Source organism: Actinoalloteichus spitiensis RMV-1378 (assembly GCF_000239155.1).
Classification (GTDB): Bacteria; Actinomycetota; Actinomycetes; order Mycobacteriales; family Pseudonocardiaceae; genus Actinoalloteichus_B; species Actinoalloteichus_B spitiensis.
Genome location: NZ_AGVX02000226.1, coordinates 1 through 13,704, shown reverse-complemented (window position 1 = coordinate 13,704; position 13,704 = coordinate 1). Strand labels below are relative to the sequence as shown.

General features: G+C 71.4%; 11 protein-coding genes and 1 pseudogene. 7 read left to right on the top strand and 5 right to left on the bottom strand.

Features of this window, described 5'->3' with window-relative positions; all coding sequences use genetic code 11:
* Positions 1–825 (top strand): diaminopimelate epimerase (gene dapF / locus ACTIDRAF_RS28410; RefSeq protein ID WP_016698892.1); only part of this gene is annotated, 825 nt, incomplete at its 5' end.
* A gap of 24 nt (positions 826–849) precedes the next feature.
* Here dapF and ACTIDRAF_RS28405 read toward each other — a convergent pair.
* Positions 850–2,196, bottom strand: coding sequence for an MFS transporter (locus ACTIDRAF_RS28405; RefSeq protein WP_052168787.1), 1,347 nt, complete (start codon positions 2,194–2,196; stop codon positions 850–852).
* A gap of 204 nt (positions 2,197–2,400) precedes the next feature.
* A complete protein-coding gene (locus ACTIDRAF_RS0211500; protein ID WP_016698890.1) occupies positions 2,401–3,690 on the bottom strand; it encodes an MFS transporter in 1,290 nt (429 codons plus the stop codon).
* 127 nt (positions 3,691–3,817) lie between these two features.
* Between ACTIDRAF_RS0211500 and ACTIDRAF_RS0211495 the strand changes: the two genes are divergently transcribed.
* The 3 genes from ACTIDRAF_RS0211495 to ACTIDRAF_RS0211485 all read left to right on the top strand — a co-directional run bounded on the left by ACTIDRAF_RS0211495 (position 3,818) and on the right by ACTIDRAF_RS0211485 (position 7,051).
* On the top strand, positions 3,818–4,348 hold the full coding sequence (locus ACTIDRAF_RS0211495; RefSeq protein WP_016698889.1) for an ArsR/SmtB family transcription factor: 531 nt from the start codon (positions 3,818–3,820) through the stop codon (positions 4,346–4,348).
* 190 nt (positions 4,349–4,538) lie between these two features.
* Positions 4,539–5,975 (top strand): GTPase HflX, encoded by a 1,437-nt coding sequence (gene hflX, locus ACTIDRAF_RS0211490; protein WP_016698888.1) that lies wholly within the window; start codon positions 4,539–4,541, stop codon positions 5,973–5,975.
* Positions 5,975–7,051, top strand: coding sequence for an NHL repeat-containing protein (locus ACTIDRAF_RS0211485; RefSeq protein WP_016698887.1), 1,077 nt, complete (start codon positions 5,975–5,977; stop codon positions 7,049–7,051). Before hflX ends, ACTIDRAF_RS0211485 begins: the two co-directional genes overlap by 1 nt.
* A 367-nt stretch (positions 7,052–7,418) precedes the next feature.
* Here ACTIDRAF_RS0211485 and lexA read toward each other — a convergent pair whose 3' ends face one another.
* Complete coding sequence (gene lexA, locus ACTIDRAF_RS0211480; RefSeq protein WP_016698886.1) at positions 7,419–8,132, bottom strand: transcriptional repressor LexA; 714 nt, start codon at positions 8,130–8,132, stop codon at positions 7,419–7,421.
* A 236-nt stretch (positions 8,133–8,368) separates the two neighbouring features.
* Between lexA and ACTIDRAF_RS33770 the strand changes: the two genes are divergently transcribed.
* From ACTIDRAF_RS33770 to ACTIDRAF_RS0211470, 3 genes are all read left to right on the top strand, one after another.
* Positions 8,369–8,569, top strand: coding sequence for a hypothetical protein (locus tag ACTIDRAF_RS33770; protein ID WP_157162985.1), 201 nt, complete (start codon positions 8,369–8,371; stop codon positions 8,567–8,569).
* Positions 8,570–8,887: 318 nt separating this feature from the next.
* The gene (gene nrdR, locus ACTIDRAF_RS0211475; RefSeq protein WP_026066002.1) at positions 8,888–9,364 is read left to right on the top strand and encodes a transcriptional regulator NrdR; all 477 of its coding nucleotides are present in this window, start codon (positions 8,888–8,890) and stop codon (positions 9,362–9,364) included.
* A gap of 164 nt (positions 9,365–9,528) precedes the next feature.
* A complete protein-coding gene (locus tag ACTIDRAF_RS0211470; RefSeq protein WP_016698884.1) occupies positions 9,529–12,357 on the top strand; it encodes a vitamin B12-dependent ribonucleotide reductase in 2,829 nt (942 codons plus the stop codon).
* A gap of 111 nt (positions 12,358–12,468) precedes the next feature.
* Here the strand turns inward: ACTIDRAF_RS0211470 and ACTIDRAF_RS34920 are convergent, their stop codons facing one another.
* Together ACTIDRAF_RS34920 and ACTIDRAF_RS35570 are read right to left on the bottom strand one after the other, a co-directional pair.
* Entirely contained in the window at positions 12,469–12,738 is a 270-nt protein-coding gene (locus tag ACTIDRAF_RS34920) for a DUF4128 domain-containing protein (protein ID WP_245533507.1), read from the bottom strand.
* 95 nt (positions 12,739–12,833) lie between these two features.
* A pseudogene (locus ACTIDRAF_RS35570) lies at positions 12,834–13,073 on the bottom strand (HNH endonuclease); the annotation flags it as partial.
* Between the last annotated feature and the right edge of the window lie 631 nt (positions 13,074–13,704).

Sequence of the window (13,704 nt, the reverse complement as noted above, 5' to 3'; positions counted from 1 at the left end):
CTGCCCGACCGAGGTGACGCGCTGGAACTGACCTCCGCCCGGGTTCGCGCGCTGTGCGACCGCCGGGTCGGTCTGGGCGCCGACGGGGTGCTCCGCGTCGTCCGCTCCTCCCGAACCGACCAGCTCGTCCCCTCCGACACGCCGGACTCCTGCTGGTTCATGGACTACCGCAACGCCGACGGGTCGGCCGTCGAGATGTGCGGCAACGGGGTGCGCGTCTTCGCGAGCTACCTGGTCCACCACGGCCTCCAACCGGTTGGCGAGTTCGTCGTCGGTACCCGGGCCGGCGGCCGCCGGGTCGTCGTGCACGACGACGCGACCGTGACCGTCGACATGGGGCGCGCGGCGGTGACCGGGCGGTCCAGCGCGGTCGTCGGCGACGCCGTGTTCGACGGGGTCTGCGTGGACGTGGGCAACCCGCACCTGGCGTGCGTGCTGGACGCCTCGGCCGGTGACCTGCTCGACGAGTTCGACCTGAGCGTCGCCCCTGTGCACGACACCGAGGTCTTCCCGAACGGGGTGAACGTCGAGTTCGTGCGGACCCTGGCTCCGGGACGGGTGCGGATGAGGGTCCACGAGCGGGGTGTCGGCGAGACCCGGTCCTGCGGCACGGGCACCGTCGCCGCCGTCGCCGCGGCCCTCAGCGAGGCCCACCAGCGGACCGGGACGGTGCTGGTCGAGACGCCCGGCGGCCCGCTCACGGTGACCATCGAGGAGACCACGAGCACGCTCACCGGGCCCGCGGTGCTCGTCGCCTCCGGTCGACTGGCCGACTCCTGGTGGCGGGAGGCGGGCCGGGAGCCCGCCCTGGCGCGGTCCTCCTGATCCTTTCGGCTCCGCCGATCCCGCTCAGGACACCGGTCGGTGGTTCCCGGCGGGGTCCTGGGGGGAGTTGCCGTCCGAGGTGCCCGGTCGGTCCGTCGCCACCGCGTCCCGGCGCAGCTCCTGACCCACGAACTCCTCCGGGGCCTCCCGCAGCAGCCGCATCGGGGCCACCAGCAGGAACGACGTGGACAGCACCATTCCCACCCCGGCGACCCACATGGTCGGCCGCAGTCCGACCAGCGCCCCGAGCGCCCCGCCGGTGAGCGAGCCCAGGGGAATGGCGCCCCAGGTCAGGAACCGGGCCGAGGCGTTGACCCTGCCGAGCAGGTCGTCCGGGCACACGGTCTGCCGCAGGCTGACGGCCAGGACCTGGAAGGCGATGGTGCCGTAGCCGCCGCCGAGGACGCCCAGCACGAACAGGGACAGGGCCCACCCGGTGTCGGCGAAGGGGACGAGCAGGCGGAAGGGTGTGGTCGCCACCATGATGAGGATGAGCGCGCGCACCTTGCCGAAGCGCGTCGCCCAGTGCCGCACCGTCAGGCCGCCGAGAATGCCACCGGCCCCGGTGGCGCTGATGAGCAGGCCCACCACCCCCTCGGGGAGCTTGAGGTCGCTGACGAGGAACAACACGCTGACGGCCACGTAGACGTTGAGGAAGAAGTTGTGCACCGTGACGCACAGCGAGGTCGGTCTCAGCAACCAGTGCCGGAACAGGAACCGGAGCCCGGCCGCGACCTCGACGGTCAACCGGCCGTTCCGACCGCCTCCCGGCGGGGCTTCCTCGCCCCGGATCCGGCTGAGCAGGGTGGTGGAACCCACGAAGCCGAGCACGCACACCACCACGGCGTTGGTGGCACCCAGGAGCTGAGCGAGCAGACCACCGAGCGGGCGGCCCGAGAACTGGATGACCTGGCGCGTGGTCTGGAGCCGGGAGTTGGCCTCCGGCAGGAGACCTCGGCCCACGAGGGCGGGCAGGTAGGACTGGCTGGCCACCTCGAAGAGGGTGAACAGGGCGCCGCTGAGCACGGCCACCACGTACAGCTGCGCCATCGTGAGCACGCCGGCCCACCAGGCCAGGGGGACCGAGGCGAGCACCAGCGCCTGGCCCCGTTCCGTCCACCGCAGCAGGGGGCGGCGTCGCACCCGGTCGACCCACACGCCGGCCGGCAGGCCGATGACCAGGTTGGGCGCCGTCCCGGCCGCGGCGAGGAGGCCCATCTCCAGGGGACCCGCCCCGAACACCGTCGCCGCGATCAGGGGCAACGCGACGAACTGCACGGCGTTGCCCAGCTGGCTGGAGAAGTCCGCTGACCACAGCAGGCGGAAGTCCCTCGACAGTGCCGGCTTCGGGGCACCGGGTTCGACGATCACGAGGGAACGCTTTCCGAACGGCCGAGCACCGGTCAACGGTTCGACCGGCGGAAGGACGGTGAGCGGTCAGATCACACGTCGGAAGGTGGAGCCGCTTCGGCGGGGCTGATCGGCGCCGCCGATCGGCGCGGGGCGGTGGGGCGAGCGGCCGGTCGAGCAGCCGCCGAACCGAGGAACACGGGTGAGGGGGCACCCCGGTGCCGGTCAGGCGCGGGACGGAACACCCGGTTCGCCCTCCGGGGGGTGGGTCGCCGTGCGCTCGACCATCGAGCGCACCGAGGCCGGGTCGCGGTACAGCGGGGAGGACACCACCCAGGCGATCGCCAGGCACTGCCCGATCAGCCCGACCACGAGCGCCTCCCGCACGCCCAGCCACTCCCCGAGGAGCCCGCCGAGGAGTCCGCCGAGGGGGATGAGCCCCCAGGCGAGGAAGCGGAGCGAGGCGTTCATGCGGCCGAGGAGGTGGTCCGGGGTGAGGGACTGCCGAAGGCTCACCTGGGCGATGTTGTAGACGATGACGCCGAAGCTGAAGACGAACTCGCCGACGGCGAAGAGCCCCAGCCGCCAGTCCTTCTCGGCGAACGCGCACAGCAGCCCGAACGGCGTGGTCACCAGCAGCGTGAACCAGCAGGCCCTGACCTGTCCGATCCGCCTCACCCACCAGCCCGCGCTGACCGCGCCGAGGACACCACCGAGGCTTCCCGCCGCCAACAGCAACCCGAGGGGACCCGGGGCGAGGCCGACCTCGCGGACCAGGAACAGCAGGACGACCGCCTGGACGATCCCGCCGAAGAGGTTCGCGGTCCCGGTGCACAGCGCGAGCGCGCGCAGCACGGGATGGGCGAAGACGAAACGCACGCCCTCCATGACCTCGGTGCGCAGCCGACGTCCAGGAGGGCGGGGACGAAGTTCCTCCACGACGCGCATCCTGCTCAGCGAGGTCGCCGAGACCAGGTAGCAGACGGCGGTCACGACCACCCCGCCGCCGGCGCCCATGACGTGGGCGAGGCCGCCGGCCGCCGGACTGCCGGAGACGAGCGCGACCGACTCGCTGGCCTGGAGCTTCGTGTTGCCCTCCACGAGCCTGCTCCTGCCCACCAGCGTCGGCAGGATCGACTGGTAGGAGACGTCGAAGAAGACCGTGCACACCCCGACGAGCAGTGCGACCACCAGCAGGTGCGTGAAGCTCAGCGCGTCCCACCACCAGGCCAGGGGAACGGTGGCCAGGAGGGCGGCGCGAGCCAGATCGCACCGGAGCATCAGGGGCCGTCGTCGTACCCGGTCCACGATCGCGCCGGCAGGGAGCCCGAGCACGAGGAAGGCACTGGTGCTCGCCGCCGTCAGCAGGCCCATCTGGAACGGGCTGGCACCAAGGCCGGTGGCCGCCACCAGGGGTATCAGGACGGAACCGATGATCTTGCCGAACTGCGCCGTCGTCTCCCCGACCCACAGGAGACGGAAGTCCCGGTGGTGCCAGAGGCTGCTCCCCGTCACGGGGAGCGATGGTCCAGCATCGGTTGGAAACCGTCAATCACATGCCGGTGCTCACCCCGGCCCCCAGGGGTGCGGAGGTGGGGGCGGTGGCCATCGGGTCCGGTGCGGTCGTGCCTAGGCTGTCGACATGGGTGAGCCGGCCGAGGAGACGCGGAGCGCGCGGCGGGTGCCGGCCACGGAGAAGCAGGCGGCGGCGCTCGCCTCTTCGGTACGGCTGCGCATCATCCGGCTCCTGCACGGACGCGAGCTGACCAACAAGGAACTCGCGGAACGGTTGGACCGGGATCCGGCCACGGTGCTCTACCACGTCCGCCGCCTCGTCGCGGCGGGTTTCCTGGTGGCCGGTCGCCCGCGCAGGGGGGCGAAGAACGCTCGGGCGATCCCCTACCGGTCGGTGGAGCTGTCGTGTGACCTGGAGCTGGGGCGCGCGGAGCGGGAACGACTGTCGGAGTCGATGTTGGCGGCCTTCCTCGCCGAGGTGGGATCGGCCGCCCCGGCCACGCTGCGGCAGTCCCGGCTTGTGCTCGAGCTGGACGAGGACGGTCGTGAGGAGTTCCTCGGCCGGTTGCGGGGGCTGCTGCACGAGTTCGCCGACCGGCGACCGGGGGCGGGCGCGCGGCGCTACGGCGTCTACGTCGCCCTCCACGAGGATGACTAGCCGGCCGCCTCGCGGGTCCAGCCCGGGTGAGGTGGACGGCGGACGCGGTCGCGCCCCCGGCTGCCCGTGGTTCCGCGCGGTCCGCGGGCCGCGTCCGGAGCGGCCCGGACCCGCCCGCCCCGGCCCCGAGGGCACCCCACCTCCCTCGGGAGCGGAAAAAGGGTGGCCAACCGTGGGATGATGGAGTCGTATGACGAACTTCGAGTCCGACCCAGAACTGGTCGAAGAAGAGACTCCGTCGACGGGTGACCTGGCCCTCGCCGACCGGGTGGCCCTCCGCAGGGTCGCCGGCCTCTCCACGGAACTGACCGACGTCACCGAGGTCGAGTACCGGCGGCTCCGCCTGGAGCGGGTGGTGCTGGTCGGCGTGTGGACGGACGGTGACAGCGCCTACGCGGAGGCCTCCCTGGCCGAGCTGGCCCGACTCGCCGAAACGGCCGGCTCCGAGGTCCTGGACGGGTTGGTGCAACGGCGCCCCCGCCCCGACCCGGCCACCTACATCGGCTCGGGCAAGGTGCGCGAACTGCGCGACCTCGCCGTGGCGCAGGGCGCGGACACGATCATCTGCGACGGCGAGCTGTCCCCCAGCCAGCTGCGTCAGCTGGAGGAGCGCGTCAAGCTGAAGGTGATCGACCGCACCGCCCTCATCCTGGACATCTTCGCCCAACACGCGAGTTCGCGGGAGGGCAAGGCGCAGGTCGAGCTCGCGCAGCTCCAGTACATGCTGCCCCGGCTGCGGGGCTGGGGTGAGGCGATGTCGCGGCAGGCCGGTGGACGGCTGGCGGGTGGTGGTATCGGCGGCCGGGGCCCCGGTGAGACGAAGCTGGAGACCGACCGCCGCCGGATCCACAAGCGGATCGCACGGCTGCGCCGGGAGATCAACCTGATGGGGCAGGCCCGGCAGACGAAGCGGAGTCGCCGCCTGGGCAGCAGCACCCCCAACGTGGCGATCGCCGGCTACACCAACGCCGGCAAGTCCAGTCTCCTGAACGCGGTCACCAACGCCGGGGTGCTGGTGGAGGACGCCCTCTTCGCGACCCTGGACCCGGCCACCCGGCGCGGGGTGACCCCCGACGGCCGGCCGTTGACCTTCACCGACACCGTCGGCTTCGTCCGGCACCTCCCGCACCAGCTCGTGGAGGCTTTCCGGTCCACGCTGGAGGAGGTGGCCGACGCCGACCTGCTGGTGCACGTGGTGGACGGTTCCGACGCGGTGCCCACGCGGCAGGTGTCCTCGGTGCGGGAGGTGCTGCGCGAGATCACCGAGGACCGCGAGACCCCGATGCCCCCCGAGCTCCTCGTCGTCAACAAGATCGACCAGGCGAGCGAGGTCGTGCTGGCGGAGCTCCGGCACCTCTTCCCCGAGGCGGTCTTCGTGTCCGCCCACACCCGGGAGGGCATCGAGGAGCTGCGCCAGCGCATCGCTGACGCCCTGCCGCGGCCCGGCGAGGTGGTGGACGCCCTGGTGCCCTACTCGCACGGCGGGCTGGTCGCCCGCGTGCACGAGGAGGGGGAGGTGCTGGAGGAGGAGCACACCGACACCGGCACCCGCCTGCGGGCCCGCGTGTGGCCGAACCTCGCCGCCGCGCTGCGGGAGTTCGCCGTGGACGTGCCGGCGCGCCACTGATGGCCGTCGCGTCAACGGTGCTGGGGGCCGTGGCGCTCACCGTCCTCTCCGCCGTGCCGGCGGCGGCCGTCCCTTCGGCGGCCGTCTCCCCGCCGGAGGGCGTGGAGCTCTGCCGGATGAGCGACCCCCGGTTGACGATGGTCTCCGGAATCGCCTCGGACGGGACGAACTGGTACGTGGTCAACGATCACGACCCGCAGGTCCAGGTCTTCGTCCTCAACCGGGACTGCTCGGTCGCGAGGGTGATCACCACCGGCATCGACCACTACGACGTCGGGGATGTCGCCGTCGCTCCGGACGGCACCATCTGGGTGGCCGAGACCGGGGACAACCGTCGGCGGCGGGAGCACGCCGCCTTCGTCCGGATCACCCCGGACGGAGTGGCGTCGCTGCACCGGGTGACGTACCCCAGGGGCCCGCATGACGCCGAGGCGCTGCTGCTGGACCGTGACGGCGTGCCCCACATCGTCACGAAGGAGATCTTCGGGACGGCCTACGTGTACCGACCGGCGGAGCCGCTGCGCACACCGGGACCGGTGCCCCTGGAGGAGGTGGGCACGGTGCGGTTCCGGAGCACCACCACCCCGGGCGGACCGATCCCGGAGCTCGTGGGGTCGGTGATGGTGACCGGGGGCTCGGTGAGCGCGGACGGCACCGTCGTCGCCCTGCGCACCTACACCGAGGCCTACCTGTTCAGCGCCCCCGATGGCGATGTGGTGGCCGCGCTGGCCGGCGAGCCGGTCAACATCCCGATACCGGACGAGCCCCAGGGCGAGGCGATCGCGCTGGAACCGGACGGCACGTTGCTCTCGACCTCCGAGGGGGAGAACCAGCCGATCCGCGCCTACTCCGGCGCCGTCGAGCTGCTCGCCGAAGCGGAGCGGTCCCGCGCGGCCACGGCGAGCGGCCCCGTGCCGTCCGAGGAGGAGGACCGCGCCGAGCCAGCGCGGAACGAGGGGGAGGACGCCGCCCTCAGGGCCGACGACGAGGGGATGCCGGGGTGGCAGGCGCTGGGGATCGCGGGCCTGCTCGCGGCGCTCCTCATGTGGGTCGTGAGCCGTTCGCGTCGAGCCTGAGCTCGGGACCGGCCGGAACGGCGGGCCGAGGGGAGCGTGCGGCCACGAGAGCCTGGCGGCGGGGTGCGGTCGGGAGCCGCTGATGCGCGCGTCACTCGGCGCTCGTCCCCGCCCGGGCGCCCCGGTACCGCCGGTACGGGTGGAGGTGCGCGGCCCGGCAGGGCGTCCGACCCCGGCCGAGGTCATCCGCTGCCCTCCGGGGCGCCGCTCGGTTCCGCCCGCTGGCGAACACGCGGTCGGCGCGCCGACCGTCCGTGGGGGTCCTCGCCCACCAGGCCCAACCCCTGCGGCCGGGGTATCGGGGCCGGTGGCGGTCCACCTCCCTCGGCTCGTCCCGTGGGCCCACCCCGCTCCGGCCGGGGAGGGGTCAGAGCCGGCGGAGGACTGCCACCACCTTGCCCAGGATGGTCGCGTCATCGCCGAGGATCGGCTCGAACGCGGGGTTGTGCGGCATCAGCCAGACGTGGTCCTCGCGTCGGCGGAAGGTCTTGACGGTCGCCTCCCCCTCCAGCATCGCCGCCACGACGTCGCCGTTCTCGGCGTCGGGTTGCTGGCGGACCACCACCCAGTCGCCGTCGGTGATCGCCGCTTCCACCATCGAGTCGCCGGTGACTCGGAGCAGGAACAGGGAACCCTCGCCGACGATCTCCCTGGGGAGGGGGAAGACGTCTTCCACCGCCTCCTCCGCGAGAACGGGACCGCCCGCCGCGATCCGGCCAAGCAGGGGGACGTAGGCGGGTGCCGCGGGCACGGGTTCCTCCGTGGCGGGGACCACCACGTCGACCGGGATCACGCCGACCGCGCGCGGGCGGTTCGGATCCCGGCGCAGGTACCCCTTCCGCTCCAGCGTCCGCAGCTGGTGGGCCACCGAGGAGGTGGAGGTCAGGCCGACCGCCTCCCCGATCTCCCGGATGCTCGGTGGGTAGCCGTGTTCGTCCAGCCACTGCCTGATCACGTCAAGCACCCGTTGTTGGCGGGTGGTCAGCACGCCGTGCGGAGGGGACGCGGCGCCCGGAGAGGGCACCTCGGACACGGCCGCCGCGCGGTCGGGGCCCGAATCCGGCTCGGTCCTGCGTGCCATCTCCTGTCCTCCTGGGCTGTCGCCCTCGTCGCACCGACGTCGGAATGACGTTCGGCTCCGGTCACCGTCGCCGATTCCCGCTCACCAGATGATCCGGGTCGCCATGCCGTCCACGCCTGGACCACCCTGGGCTGCCGTGGAGGCAAACGGCGGTATCGCGCGACTTCGCGCCGACCGACCGGTGTCCGCCCCACTCAGCCGGGACTGTCGAGACGTCCACGGTAACGCGAAGCACCGTGAAGATCAAACACCTGTTCGAATGGGTGAGTCGCTTCGTCGTCCCTGTTTCCCGGTGGCCGGAAAACGTGGCGACAATCGAACGTGCGTTCGGTGCCGGACGGATCGGAAATCGTCGCTCGGCGGGCGCCGTGTGGTGGACCATGTCGATCAACGGCATGGAGCGGGTGTGTTCGTGGTCCCGGTCGGCGGGTGGGTGAGTGTTCGGTCGGGGTGGGTGGCGCCGGCGCGGAGGGTACCTCGAACCGGCGGTGACTCCGGGTTCGTTCCTGGTGACGGACCGGCGTTCGTCCAGGTCGAGCCCACCCGTCGGGGCGAAGTTGGGGTTCACCCGTGTCGTTGCTTGCACCCGCTTCGGTCGCGTGTCTAGGTTGGGACCCCAACATCTAGTGTCGGAGTGCCGGGAACGCTCTACAGATTGGGGTTCGGGTGAGCTTGGTGAACGATGCCCGAGTATCCTGGTCAGTGGGCGCGGCGATGCCGGACCCACCAGGACGTACCGAGTTAAGGGGTGGATCGTGCGGTGTCCGTTCTGTCGACACTCTGACTCCCGCGTCGTCGACTCGCGGGAGGTCGACGAGGGACAGGCCATCCGGCGTCGGAGGTCGTGCACGGGCTGTGGTCGCCGGTTCACCACCGTCGAGGAAGCCGTGCTCGCCGTCGTCAAGCGTTCCGGTGTGACCGAGCCGTTCAGCCGGAACAAGGTCGTCCGAGGCGTGCAACGCGCCTGCCAGGGACGGCCGGTGGACGAGGACGCCCTCCAGCAGCTCGCGCACCGCGTCGAGGAGGCCATCCGCTCCACGGGTTCCGCCGAGATCGCCAGCCACGAGGTGGGACTGGCGATCCTGGGGCCACTCCGCGACCTCGACGAGGTCGCCTACCTGCGCTTCGCCAGCGTCTACCGTGCGTTCTCCTCCGTGGAGGACTTCGAGAAGGAAATCGCCGAGTTGCGGACCGCCCAGGCGGACCGGCAGGAGCCCGCCGACGCCCGCTGAGCGTCTGCGGAACCCGGCTTCGGGGGCCGAGGACGGCCCCACAACCACACCCGGCGTCGTGTCGTGGCGCACGGCTGCCCACAGGCGGCCCACCACGGCACGAACACGCCCGCGACCGCCCGAGCGGCGGACGAACAGGACCAGCAGGACGAGGAGAGAGCGGCATGACTGAAACCGTCGGGAGCGCCACCGGACGAGCCAGGAGCAGGGCGAAGTCCACCACCGGCGGATCCCGGTCGGCGGGAGCGAGACTCCGGGTGAGCCGTGTGCACACCACGGAGGGCGTCCACCCCTACGACGCCGTGAACTGGCAGCACCGCGATGTCGTCATGACCAACTGGCGTGACGGATCGGTCAACTTCGAGCAGCGCGGTGTGGAGTTCCCCGACTTCTGGTCGGTCAACGCCGTGAACATCGTCACCAGCAAGTACTTCCGGGGAGCGGTGGGCTCGGAGCACCGGGAGAACAGCCTCCGCCAGCTCATCGACCGGGTCGTGGGCACCTACGTCGCGGCCGGGGTCGAGCACGGCTACTTCGAGAGCGACGCCGACGCGGAGATCTTCGAGCACGAGCTCACCCACATGCTGCTCCACCAGGTGTTCAGCTTCAACTCCCCGGTCTGGTTCAACGTCGGTACCGCCTCCCCGCAGCAGGTCAGCGCCTGCTTCATCCTGGCGGTCGACGACACCATGGAGTCGATCCTGAACTGGTACCGCGAGGAAGGGCTGATCTTCAAGGGGGGCTCCGGCGCGGGCCTGAACCTGTCCCGCATCCGATCCTCCAGGGAGCTGCTGTCCTCCGGGGGCACCGCTTCCGGGCCGGTCTCGTTCATGCGCGGGGCGGACGCCTCCGCCGGCACCATCAAGTCCGGCGGCGCCACCAGGCGTGCCGCGAAGATGGTCGTCCTCGACGTCGACCACCCCGACATCGAGGAGTTCGTCGACACCAAGGCCCGGGAGGAGCAGAAGATCCGGGCGCTGCGCGACGCCGGCTTCGACATGGACCTGGGCGGCGACGACATCGTCTCCGTGCAGTACCAGAACGCCAACAACTCGGTCCGCGTCTCCGACGAGTTCATGCGGGCCGTGGAGTCGGGCACGACCTTCGCGCTGCGCTCCCGGACCACCGGTGAGACGGTCGAGGAGGTCGACGCGCGGCGGCTCTTCGACCGCATCGCCCGGGCCGCCTGGGAGTGCGCCGACCCCGGGGTGCAGTACGACACCACCATCAACGACTGGCACACCTGCCCGGAGTCCGGCCGCATCACGGCGTCCAACCCGTGCTCGGAGTACATGCACCTCGACAACTCCAGCTGCAACCTCGCGTCGCTGAACCTGATGCGCTTCCTGAGCGAGGACGGGATCTTCGACGCCGACCTGTTCGAACGCTCGGTCGAACTGGTGATCACCGCGATGGACATCTCCATCTGCTTCGCGGACTTCCCCACCCCGGAGATCGGCGACACCACCAGGAAGTTCCGCCAGCTGGGCATCGGCTACGCCAACCTCGGCGCGCTGCTGATGGCCACCGGGCACGCCTACAACTCCGACGGCGGGCGGTCGCTGGCCGCGTCGATCACCTCGTTGATGACGGCCGTCTCCTACCGGCGTTCCGCCGAGCTCGCCGGCATCGTGGGCCCCTACGAGGGGTACGCGCGCAACGCGGACGCCCACCAGCGCGTCATGCGCAAGCACGCCGCGGCCAACGACCTGATCCGCACCTACGACCAGAACGACTCCGCCATCCAGGCCCGCGCCACCAGCGCCTGGCAGCGGGGCCTGGAGGTCGGGGCCCGCAACGGGTGGCGGAACGCGCAGGCCAGCGTCCTCGCGCCCACCGGCACGATCGGCCTGATGATGGACTGCGACACCACGGGCATCGAACCCGACCTCGCGCTCGTGAAGTTCAAGAAGCTCGTCGGTGGCGGCTCCATGCAGATCGTCAACCAGACCGTGCCCCGTGCGCTCCGCGCGTTGGGGTACCAGCAGGAGCAGAGCGAGGCGATCGTCGAGTACATCGCCGAGCACGGTCACGTGGTGGACGCTCCCGGGCTGCGGCCGGAGCACTACGAGGTGTTCGACTGCGCGATGGGGGAGCGGGCCATCGCCCCGATGGGCCACGTCCGCATGATGGCCGCCGTCCAGCCCTTCATCTCCGGTGCCATCTCCAAGACCGTCAACCTGCCGGAACGGGCCACCGTCGAGGACGTCGCCGAGATCTACCGCGAGGGCTGGCGGCTGGGCCTGAAGGCGTTGGCCATCTACCGCGACAACTGCAAGGTCGGCCAGCCGCTGTCGGCGGGGAAGTCGAAGTCCGGGGCGGAGGAGGCCCCGGAGCCGGTTGTCGAGTACCGGCCCGTCCGCAAGCGGCTGCCCAAGAAGCGCCCCAGCCAGACCGTGTCCTTCACGGTGGGCGGCGCCGAGGGCTACCTGCACGCCGGCTCCTACCCGGACGACGGTCTCGGTGAGATCTTCGTGAAGCTCGGCAAGCAGGGTTCGACCCTCGCCGGAGTGATGGACGCCTTCTCCATGTCCATCTCCGTGGGGCTCCAGTACGGAATCCCCCTCGAGTTCTACGTGTCCAAGTTCCAGAACCTCCGGTTCGAGCCGGCGGGCATGACCGACGACCCGGACGTGCGGATCGCCACCAGCGTCCTGGACTACCTCTTCCGCCGCCTCGCCCTCGACTACCTGCCGTTGGAGAAGCGCGTCGAGCTGGGCATCTTCAGCGCTGCCGAGCGGTCGGCGCAGGTGGCCGGGGAGAACGGTGACGCCACCGAGCCGGTCGACCTGGAGGGGATGCGCTCGACCGTGGAGGCCGGGCAGGCCCCGGAGCCCCCGGCGAGCGGTGCGGGCAGCTCGACCGAGCTGCTCGAACTGCGGCAGGGCAAGGAGGCGGACGCACCGCTGTGCTTCACCTGCGGCACGAAGATGCGCCCCGCCGGGTCCTGCTACGTGTGCGAGGGCTGCGGCTCCACCTCCGGCTGCAGCTGAGACCCGGCGCAGCGGTGGACCGTGCGGGCCACCGCTGCGCCCGGAACCAGGACCGCGGGGGAGGGGAGTCGCCGGAAACGGCGCCCCTCCCCCGTCTCCTTCCCGCCCTCGTCAGGTGCCGGTGGTCACGAGCTGGAGGAAGCGGTTGTCCAGGTGCCGCTCCGACGAGACCGGTAGCGCCACACCGTGCCGAGACGCGATCTTGCGTTCGATCTCCGCGATGAGGCAGGCGATCGTGGCCGGGTTCAGGCGTCCTTGCCCGAAATGGGTGACAACGCGGTCGTATTCGATCCGGAACAGGGCGCGGAACTGCTCGTGCGACCCGGCCTCGTCGAGGAGGCCGGTGTCGACGGCCCAGGAAAAGGGCTTCCTCCCGAACATCGTCTCGAATTCCTCGTAGCCCGGTAGGTCCAGTAGGTGTCGTAGAACGACACGCAGGTCGCCCGGAGCCAGGCCCACAGGTACCGCGGATCCTGGTGGTTGGGCGCCTCGTGGTGGCACCGTCCGCACAGCAGCACCAGGTTCTCCGCCGTGTTGGGGCCGCCGAGCGCGGCGGGGATGATATGGCATTTCTGCAACGCCGACCGGTAACCGCAGCGCCAACACCGTTCGTGCGCGTCGCTCCAGTCCACTCCGAGGGCGCTTTCGTCCTCCCGCGCCGACCAGTGGGCGACGATGTCCCGCGCGCAGGGACCCGCGCTCCCCTTGTTCCCCATTGCCGTGTTCCTCCTACGTCAGGTGCCCCCGGCGTTCATCGTGTCCACTGGAGAGTGCGGCGATCCGAGTACCGGGACGAGCTGGCGCGCCTCGCCGCGGTCTGGGACGGAGCGGCGCGAGGACCACGTCGGCCGGCCTCCAACGGCCCGGTCCTGGCCACCCCCGGTGACCGGGGCGGCCGGGAGGGTGGTCCCGTCCGGTCGACCCTGCGGAAAAAAGAGGTGCGGGCCGGCGCGGGACCTTGTTACGGTCACGCCGTGATCTGAGAGCGAGACCCGAGTGACCCGCTGATCCAGCGTGGTACCGCCGCTTCGGTCGCCCATCTGACGGGCGGCTCGCCCGCGCACCGCTGACGTCCCCGATCCCGTCGGACCGTGGACCGGTCACGGTGTCGCGCACCTTGCCTGAGACGGGGTCTCGTCGTGCCCGCGTTCCCCGAGTCGCGCCCGGGGTTCGACCGCTGGGCCGCCGCCCCGTGACACCCTGGAACGGAGGCTCCTCCATGCCCTCTTTCCCGCACCGGCCTGCCGTGAGCGGCGCGGACCGATCGGAACCGACCGCCCGCCCGTCCGTGCCCCCGCCCTCCACCCCCGAGACGATCCGCACCAGCTGGGAGGAGCCCATGCCCGC